Genomic DNA, 15,430 nt, shown 5'->3' on the forward strand with positions numbered 1-15,430 from the left:
AAATGCACTCGTTACGGGTTAGGCAATAGTCTGGCCAGATGGGGACGAATGCCGTGAACACTGGCGAACAGATGGACAGGCAGTCGCGCATTCTCGAGGCGGCGCTGGATCTGCTGTCCCGCCATGGCATTTCGGGTGTGAGCATGCGGGCCGTGGCCCGCGAAGCCGGCGTCGCGCTCGGCCTGGTGAACTACTACTACGACGACAAGACGACCCTGATACGGGCAGCCCTGCGCCGGGTCGACGAGCATGACCTTCTTCTGGTGGCGCCCGACCCGTCGTCCACTCCGGAGGAACAGCTGCGCCAGGCCCTGCGGCGAGTGGCAGCCGCCGATCTGCTGACCACCCGCTACCTGTCCCTGCGCCTGCACCTTTGGGCCCTCGCCCAAGCGGACGAGGGCTATGCACAGATCAACGCCGAGGCCTTCGACCGCTATCTCGACGGCCTCGCTGCGCTGGTTTCCAACGCCCAACCCGATCTTTCCTGGGAGGCTTGCAGGGCCCGGGCGGCTGACATTGTCGTCATCCAAAACGGCATGTGGCTGACGGCGCTTCTCGGCGTTGATGAGGCCGCCATCCAGAGAAGCATTGCCCGCACGGAGCAAATCGCCTTCGCGCCGTTTCAGGAGTGAGCCCGCCACGTAGCATTGAACGACTGTTCAAGAAAACTATTGAACAGTCGTTCAATGTGCATTACTGTCCCTCATATGACTTACGCCACACCCCTTCGGGACGTCACCCAAACCACAAAAACTGAAACAGCATCCAGCCTGTTCATCAACGGTGCATGGGAGCCGGCCGCCTCCGGCGCTGTCCGCGAAATCCGCAACCCCGCCGACGGCCGACTGGTGGCTACCGTTTCGGAGGCCGGCCGGGAGGATGCCGAACGCGCCATCGCCGCAGCCCGTGCAGCCTTCGACTCCCGAATCTGGTCGAATGTCCCGGCACCCGAGCGCGGCACCTTCCTGCTCAAAGTCGCCGATGGACTGCGCGAACGCCGGGAAAAGTTCGCCCGCGCCGAGTCCCTGGACACCGGCAAGCGCATGGTTGAAAGCCGTATCGACGTGGACGACATTGCCGCCTGCTTCGAGTACTTCGGCAGGCTCGCCGGGCAGCAGGCGGGCCGCATGGTCGACGCCGGGAACCCCGCCGTCGTCAGCAAAATCGTCTACGAACCTGTGGGCGTCTGCGGCCTGATCACGCCGTGGAACTACCCACTGCTCCAGGCGGCGTGGAAGATCGCGCCCGCGCTCGCCGCCGGGTGCACCTTCGTCCTCAAGCCCTCCGAGCTGACCCCGTCCACGGCCATCCTGGCCATGCAGCTGCTGCAGGACCTCGGCCTGCCGGACGGCGTCGCCAACCTCGTGACCGGCGCCGGCGCGGAGGCGGGCGCACCGCTCTCGGAACACCCCGCCGTCGACTTCGTCTCCTTCACGGGCGGGCTGGAGACCGGCAAGCGCATCGCGGCGGCCGCCGCCGGCACCGTCAAGAAGGTGGCACTGGAGCTGGGCGGGAAGAATCCCAACGTGGTGTTCGCGGACGCGGACTTCGACGCCGCCGTGGACAATGCCCTCAACGGCGCGTTCGTCCACTCCGGACAGGTCTGCTCCGCGGGGGCGCGGCTGGTGGTGGAGGAATCGATCGCCGAACGTTTCGTGGACGAGCTGGTCCGCCGCGCCCGGGACATCCGGCTCGGCGGTCCCTTTGACGACGCCGCCGAAACCGGGCCGCTGATTTCCGAAGCCCACCGCGACAAGGTCCACGCCTATGTCCAGCGCGGCATCCAGGAGGGTGCGCGGCTGCGGACCGGCGGCGCGGCGCCGCAGGGGGAAAAGTACGACGGCGGGTTCTACTACCAGCCGACCGTCCTGGACCGGGTGGAAAGAGGAATGTCCGTGGTCGTGGACGAGGCGTTCGGCCCGGTGGTGACGGTGGAAACGTTCCGCACCGAGGACGAAGCGGTGGCTACCGCCAACGACACCATCTACGGCCTGGCCGGCGCGGTCTGGACCCAGGATGCCGGGAAGGCGCAGCGCGTGGCATCCCGGCTGCGGCACGGCACCATCTGGATCAACGACTACCATCCCTACCTCCCGCAGGCCGAGTGGGGCGGCTTCGGCCAGTCCGGCGTGGGCCGCGAGCTGGGCCCCACGGGCCTGGCGGAGTACCAGGAAGCCAAGCACATCTACCAGAACACCAGCCCCGAGGTAACCGGCTGGTTCGCCGACCACGGCAAGGAGAACTAGATGCACATCGACAATATAGACAACCTCACCGACCGCGGATTCGACTACGTCGTCATCGGCGGCGGATCCGCCGGTGCTGCCGTCGCCGCCCGGCTGAGTGAGGACCCGGACGTGACCGTGGCCCTCGTGGAGGCTGGCCCGGATGACCGCAACCTGCCCGAAATCCTGCAGCTGGACCGTTGGATGGAGCTGCTCGAATCCGGCTACGACTGGGACTACCCGGTAGAACCGCAGGAAAACGGCAACTCCTTCATGCGCCACGCCCGGGCCAAGGTGATGGGCGGCTGCTCCAGCCACAACTCCTGCATCGCCTTCTGGGCACCCCGCGAGGACCTGAACGAGTGGGAGTCCAAGTACGGTGCCACCGGCTGGAACGCCGACGCCGCCTGGCCCCTCTACAAGCGGTTGGAAACCAACGAGGACGCCGGGCCTGACGCACCCCACCACGGGGACTCAGGACCCGTGCACCTGATGAACGTGCCCCCGGCTGATCCTGCCGGCGTCGCCCTCCTGGACGCCTGCGAACAGACGGGCATTCCCCGTGCAAAGTTCAACACCGGCACCACCGTGGTCAACGGCGCGAACTTCTTCCAGATCAACCGCCGCGCGGACGGCACCCGGGCCTCCAGCTCCGTCTCCTACATCCACCCCATCATCGAACGCCCCAACTTCACCCTGCTCACCGGCCTCCGCGCCCGCCAGCTGGTGTTCGACGCAGACAAGCGCTGCACCGGCGTGGACGTGGTGGACTCCGCATTCGGCCGGACCCACCGGCTCTCCGCCCGCCGCGAGGTGGTCCTGTCCACCGGCGCCATCGACTCCCCTAAGCTCCTGATGCTCTCCGGCATCGGCCCGGCAGCCCACCTCGCTGCGCACGGCATCGAGGTGCTGGTGGACTCCCCCGGCGTGGGCGAAAACCTGCAGGACCACCCCGAAGGCGTGGTCCAGTTCGAGGCCAGGCAGCCCATGGTGCAGACCTCTACCCAGTGGTGGGAGATCGGCATCTTCACCCCCACGGAGGAGGGCCTGGACCGCCCGGACCTGATGATGCACTACGGTTCCGTCCCGTTCGACATGAACACCCTGCGGCACGGCTACCCCACCACCGAGAACGGCTTCTCCCTCACCCCGAACGTCACGCACGCCCGCTCCCGGGGCACCGTGAGGCTGCGCAGTCGCGACTTCCGCGACAAACCCATGGTGGATCCGCGCTACTTCACGGATCCCGAAGGCCACGACATGCGCGTCATGGTGGCCGGCATCCGCAAGGCCCGCGAAATCGCAGCCCAGCCCGCCATGGCCGAATGGACCGGCCGCGAGCTCTCGCCCGGCGTCGAAGCGCAGACGGACGAGGAGCTGCGGGACTACATCCGCAAGACCCACAACACCGTGTACCACCCGGTGGGCACGGTCCGCCTGGGCCCGGCCGACGACGACATGTCACCGCTGGATCCCGAGCTGCGGGTCAAGGGCGTCACCGGCCTCCGCGTCGCCGACGCGTCCGTCATGCCCGAGCACGTCACCGTCAACCCCAACATCACCGTCATGATGATCGGCGAGCGCTGCGCTGATTTGATCCGGGCCGACCTCATCCGCGCCAGCCACGCCGGCGGCGCTGTCAAGAAAGAGGTGGAGCTCAGCCCGTCCTTCGCCTGAGAGGCAAGTTCCGGAGGCTACTGATTTCACCCGCATCCAATGGCGGCCGCGGGTTGCATCGAGCGTACTTTTCTGACGTCGTACTTTTCTGACATAGGAGTTCACATGGAACCCAGCAAGAGTATTGATTCAAGCGGCATGGACGAATTCGGCTACACCCAGACCCTGGACCGGAGCATCGGCAAGTTTGCCAGCTTCGCCGCAGGCGTGAGCTACATCTCCATCCTCACCGGTGTCTTTCAACTGTTCTACTTCGGTTTTTCCATGGCCGGCCCCGCATACGCCTGGTCCTGGCCCATTGTGTTCGTTGGCCAGCTGATGGTGGCGCTGTGCTTTGCCGAGCTGGCCGGCCGCTACCCCGTGGCGGGATCGGTCTACAACTGGGCCAAGCGGCTCTCATCGGGGACCTCGTCCTGGCTGGCCGGCTGGCTGCTCCTGCTCTCCTCCATCATGGCGCTGGGATCCGTGGCACTGGCCCTGCAGCTCACCCTGCCCCAGCTCTGGTCCGGCTTCCAGTTCGTCGGTGACGGCACGGGCCCCTACGACTTCGCCATGAACGGCGTGGTGCTGGCCACCATCATGATCACCATCTCCACCCTCATCAACGCCTTCGGCGTGAAGCTGATGACCAGGATCAACAGCATCGGCGTCTTCGTGGAACTGATCGCGGCCGTCCTGCTGATCCTGGCGCTGGGCTGGCATGTTGTGCGGGGACCGGAGGTCTTTTTCCAAACCAACGGCTTCGGCGAGGGCCACGACCTCGGCTTCTTCGGCGTCTTCCTCATCGGCGCCATGGCTTCGGGCTACGTCATGTACGGCTTCGATACCGCCAGCTCCCTCGGCGAGGAAACGAAGGACCCCAAGCGCACCGCGCCCAAGGCAATCCTGCGCGCCGTCACCGCCTCATTCCTGCTGGGCGGGCTGATCCTGCTCTTCGGCATCCTGGCCGCACCGGACCTGAGCGACCCGCAGGTGGGGGCTGCCGACGGCGGCCTCCAGCACATCGTGCTCTCCGTCCTTGGCGGGCCTTTCGGCAAGGCGTTCCTGGCATGCATCGTGGTGGCCGTGGTGGTCTGCACCCTTGCCGTCCACGCCGCAGCCATCCGCATGATGTTCGCCATGGCCCGGGACAACAACCTGCCGTTCAGCCGGCAGCTCAGCAAAGTGGATCCGGTCCGCAGGACCCCTAAGGTCGCGGCGATCGTGATCGGTGTCATCGCCGTCATCCCGCTGCTAGTCAACGTCATGCAGCCGGCCATCTTCACCATCCTGTCCAGCATCAGCATCGTCCTGATCTACTTGTCCTACCTGCTGGTCACTGTTCCGTTGCTGCGCAACCGGCTCCTGAAGCAGTGGCCGCTGCGGGATCAGCAGTCCGAAGCCGGATTCAGCCTTGGCACATGGGGTCTGCCGGTGAACATCCTCGCGGTCCTCTGGGGCGCGGCCATGACGGTGAACCTGGTCTGGCCCCGGCCTGAGATCTACAACTCGGTGCCGCCGTTCGAGTGGTACCTGCAGTGGGGCGGCGTGATCTTCGTAGCCGCCGTGATCATTGGCGGCACTCTCCTCTACCGACTGAAGATCCGCCACCAGACCGGGGTGCTGGCCGAGCACGCCGCGGCAGTCGCAGCGCATCCGTCGTCGGGCGCCGCGCAGCAGGAAAAAGCGCAGCACGAAGCAGCGCAGTACGAAGCCCCGGAGGATGCGGTCGCAGCCAAGATGGCCGCATCGGAAGCCTGGTAACGCCCCCGGAAAGGTCGACGACGGCACTCACCTGAGCGCCGTCGTCGGCCCTTTTTGCGTCAGTGGCCCCGCGCAGATGAGTGACTAAACGTCACACAACGCGACGGCATCCGGATCCGGACACACAACGCCCTACCCTTGACACGTGACTTTGACTCAGATCCGCACTGCCGCCGCGAGCTCCCTCGCCGCCGCAGGTCTCCTGTTTACCCTCGCCGCCTGTTCCACGCCCGCCGCCACCCAGCCGACTACCTCTGCCCCGGCGTCCGAGGCAACGGCTTCATCCAGCGCCGCCTCCGAGCCCTGCGCCGGCGTGAAGGTCATCGTCGATTCGGGCTCTCTGAAGCAGGCGGCCGCTGACACGTCCGTTTGCGTGCCCGTGGACGCGCCGACGCCGGCTTCCAAGGTGCTCGACGAGGCAAAGGTGAAAACCGAGGGCACCGCCCAATATCCCAAGGAACTGGTGTGCCGAGTGAACGGCGTGCCCGCCGCAGACCTCGACATCGCCCACAAGGGCGGCACGTACCGGGAAGAATGCAGCAAGATGCCCGCCGCCTTTGCCTACTGGTCACTGTGGGTCAAGCCGGCCTCCGGTAAGTGGGCATACGCGCAGGAAGGCCTCGCCACCCTGAAGGTGAGCCCGGGAGAGAGCCTGGAACTGCTTTACACGGTCGACGGCGCACCGGCCTCACCCGCGGCATGACCTTTCGGCCCGCGCCGTTACGCGCAGCGGCGGCTCTCTCCGCCGTCTTCATCGCGGCGCGGGTCATCTACCGCATCCTTTTCAACGGGGCCGGCATCGGTGAGCCGGTCCTGTTCAACCTGCCGGCGGTGCCGCTGCCTGCCCCGTACGCGCACGTGGTCCTGCTCGGTCCGGTAACGGCGCCCGGCCTGCGGGAGGCGGTCCTGTCCGCCCTGCCGATTGCCGGGATGATCCTCGGTTTCGGCCTGCTCAACGCCTGGGTGGACGTGGCCCGCGGCTTCGTGCACCTGGCCCGCGGCGGCCCACTGCAGGGCTTGGCCAGGACCCTTGTGGTGGCCTGGGCGGCGCTGCCGGCCCTCTCCGACGCCGTGGCCTCCGTACGCCTGGCCTTTCGGTTGCGGGGCGAACGCTTTGGCCCCCGCGCCCTGGTGCCCGTGCTCGAGCGCACCCTCGAGCACGCCGGCCGGGTTGCCGCGGCCCTGGAGCTGCGCGGCTTCGGGAGCCGGGCAGCCCATCAGCCCATCCGCGGTACCGAGGCACCGCTTCTTGTCCGGGACGCACAGTTCCGCATTGGTGACGCGCAGGTGCGGGTCGCCGGATTCACGCCGTCTCGCGGGTCCATAACGGTCATTACCGGGCCGACGGGCTCCGGCAAGTCCACCATCCTGCGAGGTATCGCCGGCCTGCTCTCACACGTTGACGGCGGAGAAATTTCCGGCACCGTGAGCGTCGCCGGAACGGACCGTGCCGCTGCGCCGCCGCGCGATACCGCCCGCGTCATCGGCGTCGTCCTGCAGAATCCCCGCGCCGCATTCGCCTCCACCCGGGTCCGGGACGAAATTGCCCTCGCACTTGAGCTTCGCGGCATGGCAGCCGGTGCCGCAAAGGCCCGGGTCCTGGAGGTCGCGGAGCATATCGGAGTGTCCGCGCTGCTGGATCGGAATGTCAGCACTCTCTCGGCGGGTGAGGCAACGCTCGTGGCCATTGCCGCCGCGGTGGTGGAGCAGCCGGCCCTGCTCCTGGTTGATGAGCCTTTGGCCGACCTTGACACTGCAGCACGCGGACACGTCATCGCCGTGCTCGACGCCCTCGCCCGCGATGCCGGTGTCTGCGTCATCGTGGCGGAGCACCGGGCGCAGCCGCTCGTACCGGTTGCCGACTCGTGGTGGACCATCGACGGCGGCGCCCTGGTGCCGGGTGCTGCGCCGTCCGCTTCCCCGACGGTTGCGCAACCGACGCCGGTTGCAGATCCCGGGGGCGCGCCCGTGCTGACGGCGGCAAATCTCGCGGTGCACCGCAAGGGCACGCCGCTGGTGCGCGACGCATCCCTGACCCTGCACCGCGGCGAAGTGGTGGCCCTGGTGGGGCCGAACGGAGCCGGGAAGTCGTCCCTCCTGGTGGCGCTCGCGCTCGGTGAGGGCACTGTTGGTGCAGGAAGGCGCGGCGCAGGAAGGGGCGGTGCAGGAACGGCCGACGGCGGCACGGTCGACGGCGGCCGAGTCGCCCTTGTCCCGGATGCCTCGGACGACCTCTTCACACGGGATACCGTCGCGGCAGAGCTCCGCGCGGCCGAGCGGCGCCAGGCTCACCGAAAGAACGGCGGGCAGCCTGCGCCTGGCTCCGCGGCGTCACGACTGGCCCGTTTGCGGGGAGACGTACGGATCCCCATTGGACATGAGCATCCCCGGGACCTCTCCGCAGGAGAGCGCAGGATCCTTGCCATCGCGCTGCAGACCATGGACGACCCCCAGGTACTCCTCATCGATGAGCCCACCCGCGGACTCGATCCTGCGGCGCGCACAGCAGTCTCGGCGGCGCTGCGGGCCGCGGCAGACTCCGGCGCGGCGGTCCTGATCGCCACGCACGACCTCGACTTTGCCCACGGCCTCGGCGCCCGAATACTCCCTATGAGTGACGGCGTCGTGCCCTCTGCTGTGCCGGCCACGGCACCTGAACCGCCCCTCCCGCTTGCCCTGCAGGCAGGCGCCGGACCAAGGCAACGGGTTATCGAATCAACGGACTCCACGGGTGCGGAAAGCCCGGCAACGGAACGCCAGCGCCGCATCCGGATGCCTCGGAGTGTCGAGCTTGCGGTTCTCGTAGCCGCAAACCTTCTGGCCCTCGCAACATTCTGCTGGCCGCTGCTGGCTGCGGCCCTCCCGGAGGATGCCGCCGCGGCACTCCCCTACGCGGCGCTGGCCATCGCGCCGATTGCCGCCGTCGCCGTCGTCGTGTCCATGGACGGTTCAGTCCGCTCCGCGCACACGGTGGCGTTGCTCGGCGTCCTGGCCGCCGTAGGTTCCGCGGTGCGGGTGGCGAGCACCGGCGTCGGGGGCGTGGAGGCAGTCTTCATCCTGCTGATCCTCGCCGGGCGGGCCTTCGGGCCCCGGTTCGGCATGCTCCTCGGCGCCGCCACCATCGCCGTCTCCAGCGCCTTGTGGGGTGGCATCGGGCCGTGGACACCGTTCCAGATCTTCGCCTGCGCGTGGGTGGGCGCGGGGGCCGGCCTGCTCCCCCGGCGGGTGCGGGGGAAAGCCGAACTGTGGATGCTGTGCGGCTACGGCATCCTGGCGTCCTATGCGTTCGGCCTGCTGACCAACCTGTGGTTCTGGCCCTTCGCGGTGGGCGCCGGCACTGGCATCTCCTACGTGCCCGGCGCGCCGCTGGGCACCAACCTCAGCAGCTTCCTGCTCTACTCGCTGGTGACGTCGACGGCCGGCTGGGACACCTTGCGTGGCATCACCACGGTGGTCGGAATCGCTGTGGTGGGGCGGGCCATTCTCGCGGCACTCCGGCGGGTGAAGCCGGTCTCCCGCGCGGGCGGGCAAGCCGCGAAGGCTTCGTCCGCCCAGGCCAGGGACCGGCGTCAACTCACACCTTGAAGTACTTGGCCTCCGGGTGGTGGAACACGAACGCGTCGGTGGACTGTTCGGGGTGCAGCATCAGCTCATCGCTCAGGACCACGCCCATCCGCTCGGGATGCAGCAGCTCCACCACCTTGCGGCGGTCCTCCATGTCCGGGCACGCGGGGTATCCGAGCGAGAACCGCGCACCGCGGTAGTCGAGCTTGAACAGGCCGGCCTTGTCCTTCGGCTCCTCGGCTGCGAAACCCAGCTCGGAGCGGATGCGTGCATGCCAGAACTCCGCGAGCGCCTCGGTGAGCTGCATGACCAGGCCGTTGAGCTCGTAGTAGTCGCGGTAGTGGTCGCCAGCGAAGAGCTTGGCAGTCACCTCGTCGACATTGCCGCCGGCGGTGACCAGCTGCACCGGCAGCACGTCTATCTGCCCCGATTCGCGCGAGCGCACGAAGTCGGCGAGGCACAGGTGGCGGTCGCGGCGCTGGCGCGGGAAGTCGAAACGCAGCCGCTCGGTGCCCAGCGGACCGCCTGATCCGCCGTCGGGGGCGAGCAGGCCCGCGGTGCCGAGGACGCCGTCGCGGTCCTCCCCGTGGTGCAGCACCACCACCTGTTCCCCCTCGGAAACCACCGGGAAGTAGCCGTACGCGACGGACGCGTCGAGCATTCCCTCGCCGAGGATGCGGTCCATCCAGTACCGCAGGCGCGGCCGGCCTTCGCGTTCCACCAGTTCCTCATAGGAGGCGCCGTCCTCGCCGCGGCCGGGCTTGAGCCCCCACTGCCCCATGAACGTGGCGCGCTCGTCGAGGAAAGCACCGAAGTCGTGGAGCGAGACGCCGCGCACGATACGGGTGCCCCAGAACGGCGGCGAAGGCACGTGATTGTCGGCGGCCACGTCGGAACGCCCGGGCATGGCCTCCGGCTCGGTCACCTTGATCTTCGGGCCTCCTTTATGGATCCGCTTCTTCAGCGCGGGCAGGCCCACCTCTGCGGGGTCAGCGCCGCGGGCCACCTGCACCAACGGCTCCATGAGCGACAGGCCTTCGAAGGCGTCCTTGGCGTAGCGGACCTCGCCGTCGAACTGTCCCGCGAGGTCCTGCTCGACGTAGGCGCGCGTCAGGGCTGCACCGCCGAGGATGATCGGCCACTTCTTCGCCAGGCCACGTGACTGCAGCTCGGCAAGGTTCTCCTTCATCACGACGGTGGACTTCACGAGCAGGCCGGACATGCCGATCACGTCTGCGTTGTGCTCCTCGGCCGCGGCGATGATGTCGGCGATCGGCTGCTTGATGCCGAGGTTGATCACCTTGTAGCCGTTGTTGGTGAGGATGATGTCCACCAGGTTCTTGCCGATGTCATGCACATCGCCGCGCACAGTGGCGATCACCATGGTGCCCTTGCCCGAGGAATCCGACTTCTCCATGTGCGGCTCGAGCAGAGCCACCGCGGTCTTCATCACCTCGGCGGACTGCAGCACGAACGGCAGCTGCATCTCGCCGGCTCCGAAGCGCTCGCCCACAACCTTCATGCCCTCGAGCAGGTAGTCGTTGATGATGCCGAGCGGGGTCATTCCCTCGGCGCGGGCCAGGTCCAGGTCCTCTTCAAGGCCCTTTCCTTCGCCGTCGATGATGCGCCGCTCCAGCCGCTGGCCGGTGGGCAGCGCCGCAAGTTCCGCGGCGCGCTGGTCCTTCAGCGCTGCGGTGTCGACGCCGGCGAACAGGTCCAGCATGCTGGCCAAGGGGTCGTACGTGAGATTGCCGTCGGCGTCGTATTCGCGGCGGTCCCAGACGAGGTCCAGGGCCACCTTGCGCTGCTCCTCCGGCAGTGAAGCGAGCGGCACGATTTTGGCCGCGTCGATGATGCCGCTGGTGAGGCCCGCCTGCACGGCCTCGTGCAGGAACACCGAGTTCAGGGCCATGCGCGCTGCCGGGTTCAGGCCGAAGGACACGTTGGAGACGCCGAGGGTGGTTTGGATACCGGGATACTTCGTGGTGATCTGGCGGATGGCCTCGATGGTTTCGATGGCGTCGCGGCGGGTTTCTTCCTGGCCGGTGGCGATGGGGAAGGTGAGTGCGTCGACGATGATGTCTTCGACGCGCATCCCCCATTCGCCCACCAGTGCGTCGACGAGGCGGGAGGCGATGGCCACCTTGCCCTCGGTGGTGCGTGCCTGGCCGTGTTCGTCGATGGTCAGGGCGATCACGGCGGTGCCGTGTTCCTTCACGAGCGGCATGATGCGCGCGAAGCGGCTGTCCGGGCCGTCGCCGTCCTCGTAGTTGACGGAGTTGACCACCGGGCGCCCGCCGATGTGTTCGAGCCCGGCCTGCAGCACGGGCGGTTCGGTGGAGTCGATGACGAGCGGGAGCGTGGAGGCCGACGCGAAACGTGACACGACCTCCTTGATGTCGGCCACGCCGTCGCGACCCACGTAGTCAATGCACACGTCGAGCAGGTGCGCGCCGCCGCGGACCTGCTCGCGGGCAATGTCGACGCAGTCGTCCCAGCGCTCTTCCAGCATCGCCTGGCGGAACGCCTTCGAACCGTTCGCATTGGTGCGCTCACCAATGGCAAGGTACGCGGACTCCTGGTCGAAATTCACGTGATGGTAAAGGGAAGCGATGCCTGCTTCACGCTCGGTGGGAAGGCGGCCGCCGTCGGCGCCCCGCCCGCCGATGGTGACGGCGGAGGCGGTGCGGAAGGGCGCAAGACGCTCGACGACGGCGGCCATGTGTTCCGGCGTCGTACCGCAGCAGCCGCCCACGAGGCCCAGGCCGAATTCGCGCACGAACTGCTCGTGCGCGGTGGCGAGTTCGGTAGGCGAGAGCGGATAGTGCGCGCCGTTGGCACCAAGGACGGGCAGGCCGGCGTTGGGCATGCAGGCGATGGCCACGGAGGACTGCCTGGCGAGGTGGCGCAGGTGCTCGCTCATCTCGTCCGGCCCGGTGGCGCAGTTCAGGCCGATGGCGTCGACGCCGAGCGGCTCGAGGGCGGTGAGCGCGGCGCCGATCTCGGAGCCCATCAGCATGGTTCCGGTGGTTTCGACGGTCACCTCGACGAAGATCGGGAGCCGGATGCCGCGGGACACGATGGCCTGCTTGCAGCCGTTGACCGCGGCTTTGGTCTGCAGGAGGTCCTGGCTGGTCTCGATGAGAAAGGCGTCCGCTCCGCCGTCGATGAGGCCCTGGGCCTGCAGGGCGAAGGTCTGCTTGAGGTAGTCGTAGGTGGTGTGGCCGAGGCTGGGGAGCTTGGTGCCCGGCCCCATGGAGCCCAGGACCCACCGCATCCGTCCGTCTGATTTTTCTGCCGCTTCGGCGCGGTCCCGGGCGATCTCCGCACCCTTCCGGGCGAGCTCTTCGATCCGGTCGTCGATGCCGTAGTCGGAAAGGTTGGACCAGTTCGCGCCGAAGGTATTGGTTTCGACAGCATCGATTCCCACCGCGAAGTACGCGTCATGAATGTCCGCGAGGATATCCGGCCGCGTGGCATTGAGGATCTCGTTGCAGCCTTCCAGCCCCAGGAAGTCGTCCTCGAGCGACAGCTCCCGCCCCTGCAGCATGGTGCCCATCGCCCCATCGGCAATGACGACCCGGTGGTTCACGGCATCCAGCAGCTCCTGCGAACGGACGGGGCGGGGGACGGACTCAATATCAAGCGCAAAACGAGGCATGTGACCACATTACGGGCGGGGTCCGAACATTGCGCCGTGTTTTCCATGTACTACGACGGCGGGTGGAGGGCCGGGGTGCTGCCCTGCCTCCCGCTCCACAGCGTCACGGCGGAATTCGACGCCCTGCCAGCATGAGCGCGAGATTCCGTCAACCGGCAGTGGAGCGGCCGTGGAAGCTTGCGCCACGGCCAGCAGGCGGAGTTCCCAAGCTTGCACAGCGTATATCGCTTCCGTATTGGTGTGGACAGTTTGTTTGCTCGTGCCAGGGCGCAAGGTGAGGACCTCCCAGGCCGGGCCGTGTTGTAGGGCCGTGCGGCAGGCCCGACCGAGCCTTCCGGCGCTCTCAGACGCATCTGGGCTTGGTATCTCAAAGAGCAGACCCGACAGTCCAAGCGAGGCGCCACGTGCCATTTAATCCATTGTCAAGCGATGACTGTGATCCAGTCCCCGTCGATGGCGGCGGTTAAAGGCAGGAGAGGGCGGCGCGCCGGCCCGGTGATGACGCTGCCGTCCGACCCGTTGAAAGTGGAGCCGTGACAGGGACATTCGAAGTTCATACCGGCAGGCGCCACCGTGCAGCCGGCGTGCGTGCACGTTGCGTCATAAGCCACGACGTTGTTGTCTTCAGGTCTGAAGACAACAACGGTCCTCCCATTGGCTTTCCCTGTGGCGGTGTCGCCTACGTTAACCTCGCTGAGCTTCCCGATCCGGAAGGGACGACCGGGTGGCGCCGAAGGGGCGGGAGCCAGCGGGACGGTGGTGCCGCCCGAGGGAGAGACGGAGCAGGCGGACAAGCCCAGCGCGCCGCCCACCGTGGTGGCAGCTGTACCCAGCAACACGGAGCGTCGAGGCAGGGATTTTTCGGAACTCATGGAGCTATCGTGCCAGCTCGGCCTGAAAGTATGCTGCGCTCCCTGGAAACACCGCACGCCTGCGACATGCCGGGAGGGGCGAAACTCCGACGACCTCAACGGCTGGTTCGAGGAGGAGCGGCATCGCCCACTGACGGTGGAAAGCCGGTGCTTCGCCTCTCGCCGCTTCTGTTAAGGCGGGGTTCTGTCCAAGGGAGAGTTCTTTGACCGAGCGGTTTCGATTTGACGAGTCTGGCCACGAAACCCTGGCGGCAAGATCGTGCTCCGAGTCCGTTGGCCCGTTGCGGCAACCCGTCGCGGACGTCGACCCGCAGCCTAGGGAGGGCCGGGGAATTTGACGAGTTCTGGGCGAGCAGTGGTCGCGGTCAATGGACGTCACGCCCGCTAGCTCCGACGCCTAAAAACATCGTTCGACGCCTCCCCCGACTGGGCCCGGCTACGCGTGCATAAACGCCTGTCGCAACCGCCCCATCGAGTGGCGGGAACCTTGGGCCTGAACTTTCTCGCTGACGGGTATTGGCCACGAGGCAGGGGCTTGGGATGATGCGCTGATGAAGGGAACTCAGTGAACAAGAATCGCCTCGAGGCATTCAGCGATGGCGTACTGGCCATCGTCATCACCATCATGGTGCTTGAACTGCGTGTGCCCCACGAACCGACGTGGCAGGGGTTGGCCGCTGTGCTGCCCACGTTCCTCAGCTACCTGCTCAGCTTCGTATACGTGGGTATCTACTGGAACAACCACCACCACATGATCCACTTGGCCGACCGGGTAAACGGCGGGATCCTCTGGGCGAATCTGCACCTGTTGTTCTGGCTGTCGCTCTTCCCGTTCAGCACCCGTTGGATGGACGAGTCCGGGTTTCTGCAGGTCCCGGTTCTTGTATACGGGATCAATCTCCTCTGCGCAGCCATTGCCTACTTCATCCTGCAGCAGGCCCTCATCCGCCAGCAGGGCAGGGACGGTGCCCTCGCCCGGGCCGTCGGCAGGGACTGGAAGGGTAAGGCGTCCCCGCTGATCTATTTGACGGGCCTTGCGCTGAGCGGAGTACAGCCCTTGTTGGGAGTTGCGGTCTATACGGTGGTGGCGCTGATCTGGCTTGTTCCGGATCGTCGGGTTGAGCACTTCGTAGCTCAGGCGCACCAAGACCAACGCCGGCACTGACCTCAGACCTTGGAACTCAAACCTCCGCCACCGGAGCCGCGAACTGCGCCGCGTACAGCGCCGAGTACGCCCCACCCACCGCCAAGAGTTCAGCATGCGTCCCCTGCTCCACGATCTGCACGGCCTCCATCACCAGGATGAGGTCGGCGTCGCGGATCGTGGACAGCCGGTGCGCGATCACGAAGCACGTCCGGTCGGACCGCAAAGTACTCTTCGCCTTCTGCACCAGCACCTCGGTCCGCGTATCCACCGAGTTCGTCGCCTCGTCCAAAATCAAGACAGAGGGCCGGGCCAGGAACGCCCGGTCAATCGTCAGCAGCTGCTTCTCGCCGGCGGACACATTGGCGCCCTCGTCGTCGAGCACGGCGCCGTAGCCCTCCGGCAGAGTGCACAAACCGGTCCACATACGCCGTCTTTGCTGCCTCCAGGATCTCCGCTTCGGTAGTCGAAGGCCGGCCGTACGCGATGTTGTCCCGGATGGTCCCCCGAACAGCCAGGAATCCTGCAGCACCATGCCCATCCG

10 protein-coding genes are annotated in these 15,430 nt (G+C 67.0%); 7 read left to right on the forward strand and 3 right to left on the reverse strand.

Annotated features, from left to right (window positions below; all coding sequences use genetic code 11):
• Positions 1-38 precede the first annotated feature (38 nt).
• From ABFP37_RS15875 to ABFP37_RS15900, 6 genes are all read left to right on the forward strand, one after another.
• Positions 39-632 carry a TetR/AcrR family transcriptional regulator gene (locus tag ABFP37_RS15875; RefSeq protein ID WP_347034135.1) on the forward strand — a complete coding sequence of 198 codons (594 nt, stop codon included), beginning with the start codon at positions 39-41 and terminating at the stop codon, positions 630-632.
• Positions 633-707: 75 nt separating this feature from the next.
• Positions 708-2,246 (forward strand): aldehyde dehydrogenase family protein, encoded by a 1,539-nt coding sequence (locus ABFP37_RS15880; RefSeq protein WP_347034136.1) that lies wholly within the window; start codon positions 708-710, stop codon positions 2,244-2,246.
• The gene (locus ABFP37_RS15885; RefSeq protein ID WP_078029639.1) at positions 2,247-3,902 is read left to right on the forward strand and encodes a GMC oxidoreductase; all 1,656 of its coding nucleotides are present in this window, start codon (positions 2,247-2,249) and stop codon (positions 3,900-3,902) included.
• A 105-nt stretch (positions 3,903-4,007) separates the two neighbouring features.
• Positions 4,008-5,645, forward strand: a complete 1,638-nt coding sequence (locus ABFP37_RS15890) for an APC family permease (RefSeq protein ID WP_347034137.1) — start codon at positions 4,008-4,010, stop codon at positions 5,643-5,645.
• Between the two features lie 145 nt (positions 5,646-5,790).
• Positions 5,791-6,348: a hypothetical protein gene (locus ABFP37_RS15895; protein WP_078029637.1), complete on the forward strand. Its 558-nt coding sequence runs from the start codon at positions 5,791-5,793 to the stop codon at positions 6,346-6,348.
• A complete protein-coding gene (locus tag ABFP37_RS15900; RefSeq protein ID WP_347034138.1) occupies positions 6,345-9,230 on the forward strand; it encodes an ATP-binding cassette domain-containing protein in 2,886 nt (961 codons plus the stop codon). Before ABFP37_RS15895 ends, ABFP37_RS15900 begins: the two co-directional genes overlap by 4 nt.
• Here ABFP37_RS15900 and metH read toward each other — a convergent pair.
• Both metH and ABFP37_RS15910 read right to left on the reverse strand, forming a co-directional pair.
• On the reverse strand, positions 9,220-12,870 hold the full coding sequence (gene metH / locus ABFP37_RS15905) for a methionine synthase (RefSeq protein WP_347034139.1): 3,651 nt from the start codon (positions 12,868-12,870) through the stop codon (positions 9,220-9,222). The two genes, ABFP37_RS15900 and metH, sit on opposite strands and share 11 nt — an antisense overlap.
• Before the next feature lie 422 nt (positions 12,871-13,292).
• Entirely contained in the window at positions 13,293-13,742 is a 450-nt protein-coding gene (locus ABFP37_RS15910) for a Rieske (2Fe-2S) protein (RefSeq protein WP_347034140.1), read from the reverse strand.
• Between the two features lie 565 nt (positions 13,743-14,307).
• On the opposite strand from ABFP37_RS15910, the gene ABFP37_RS15915 reads away from it, so the two are divergent.
• Complete coding sequence (locus ABFP37_RS15915) at positions 14,308-14,907, forward strand: TMEM175 family protein (protein WP_078029634.1); 600 nt, start codon at positions 14,308-14,310, stop codon at positions 14,905-14,907.
• Positions 14,908-14,923: 16 nt separating this feature from the next.
• Here the strand turns inward: ABFP37_RS15915 and ABFP37_RS15920 are convergent, their stop codons facing one another.
• Positions 14,924-15,427, reverse strand: a complete 504-nt coding sequence (locus ABFP37_RS15920) for an ATP-binding cassette domain-containing protein (RefSeq protein ID WP_347034141.1) — start codon at positions 15,425-15,427, stop codon at positions 14,924-14,926.
• Positions 15,428-15,430 lie beyond the last annotated feature (3 nt).

Origin of the sequence: Burkholderia sp. RS01 (assembly GCF_039748055.1) — a bacterium.
In the GTDB taxonomy this organism is placed as follows: domain Bacteria; phylum Actinomycetota; class Actinomycetes; order Actinomycetales; family Micrococcaceae; genus Arthrobacter.

What these genes read in the sequence shown, in the direction of transcription:
- ABFP37_RS15900 (WP_347034138.1), top strand. Translation starts at nt 6,345, where the DNA reads ATGACCTTTCGGCCCGCGCCGTTACGCGCAGCGGCGGCTCTCTCCGCC.
- ABFP37_RS15920 (WP_347034141.1), bottom strand. Translation starts at nt 15,427, where the DNA reads ATGGGCATGGTGCTGCAGGATTCCTGGCTGTTCGGGGGACCATCCGGG.
- ABFP37_RS15885 (WP_078029639.1), top strand. Translation starts at nt 2,247, where the DNA reads ATGCACATCGACAATATAGACAACCTCACCGACCGCGGATTCGACTAC.
- ABFP37_RS15890 (WP_347034137.1), top strand. Translation starts at nt 4,008, where the DNA reads ATGGAACCCAGCAAGAGTATTGATTCAAGCGGCATGGACGAATTCGGC.
- ABFP37_RS15880 (WP_347034136.1), top strand. Translation starts at nt 708, where the DNA reads ATGACTTACGCCACACCCCTTCGGGACGTCACCCAAACCACAAAAACT.
- metH (WP_347034139.1), bottom strand. Translation starts at nt 12,870, where the DNA reads ATGCCTCGTTTTGCGCTTGATATTGAGTCCGTCCCCCGCCCCGTCCGT.
- ABFP37_RS15910 (WP_347034140.1), bottom strand. Translation starts at nt 13,742, where the DNA reads ATGAGTTCCGAAAAATCCCTGCCTCGACGCTCCGTGTTGCTGGGTACA.
- ABFP37_RS15875 (WP_347034135.1), top strand. Translation starts at nt 39, where the DNA reads ATGGGGACGAATGCCGTGAACACTGGCGAACAGATGGACAGGCAGTCG.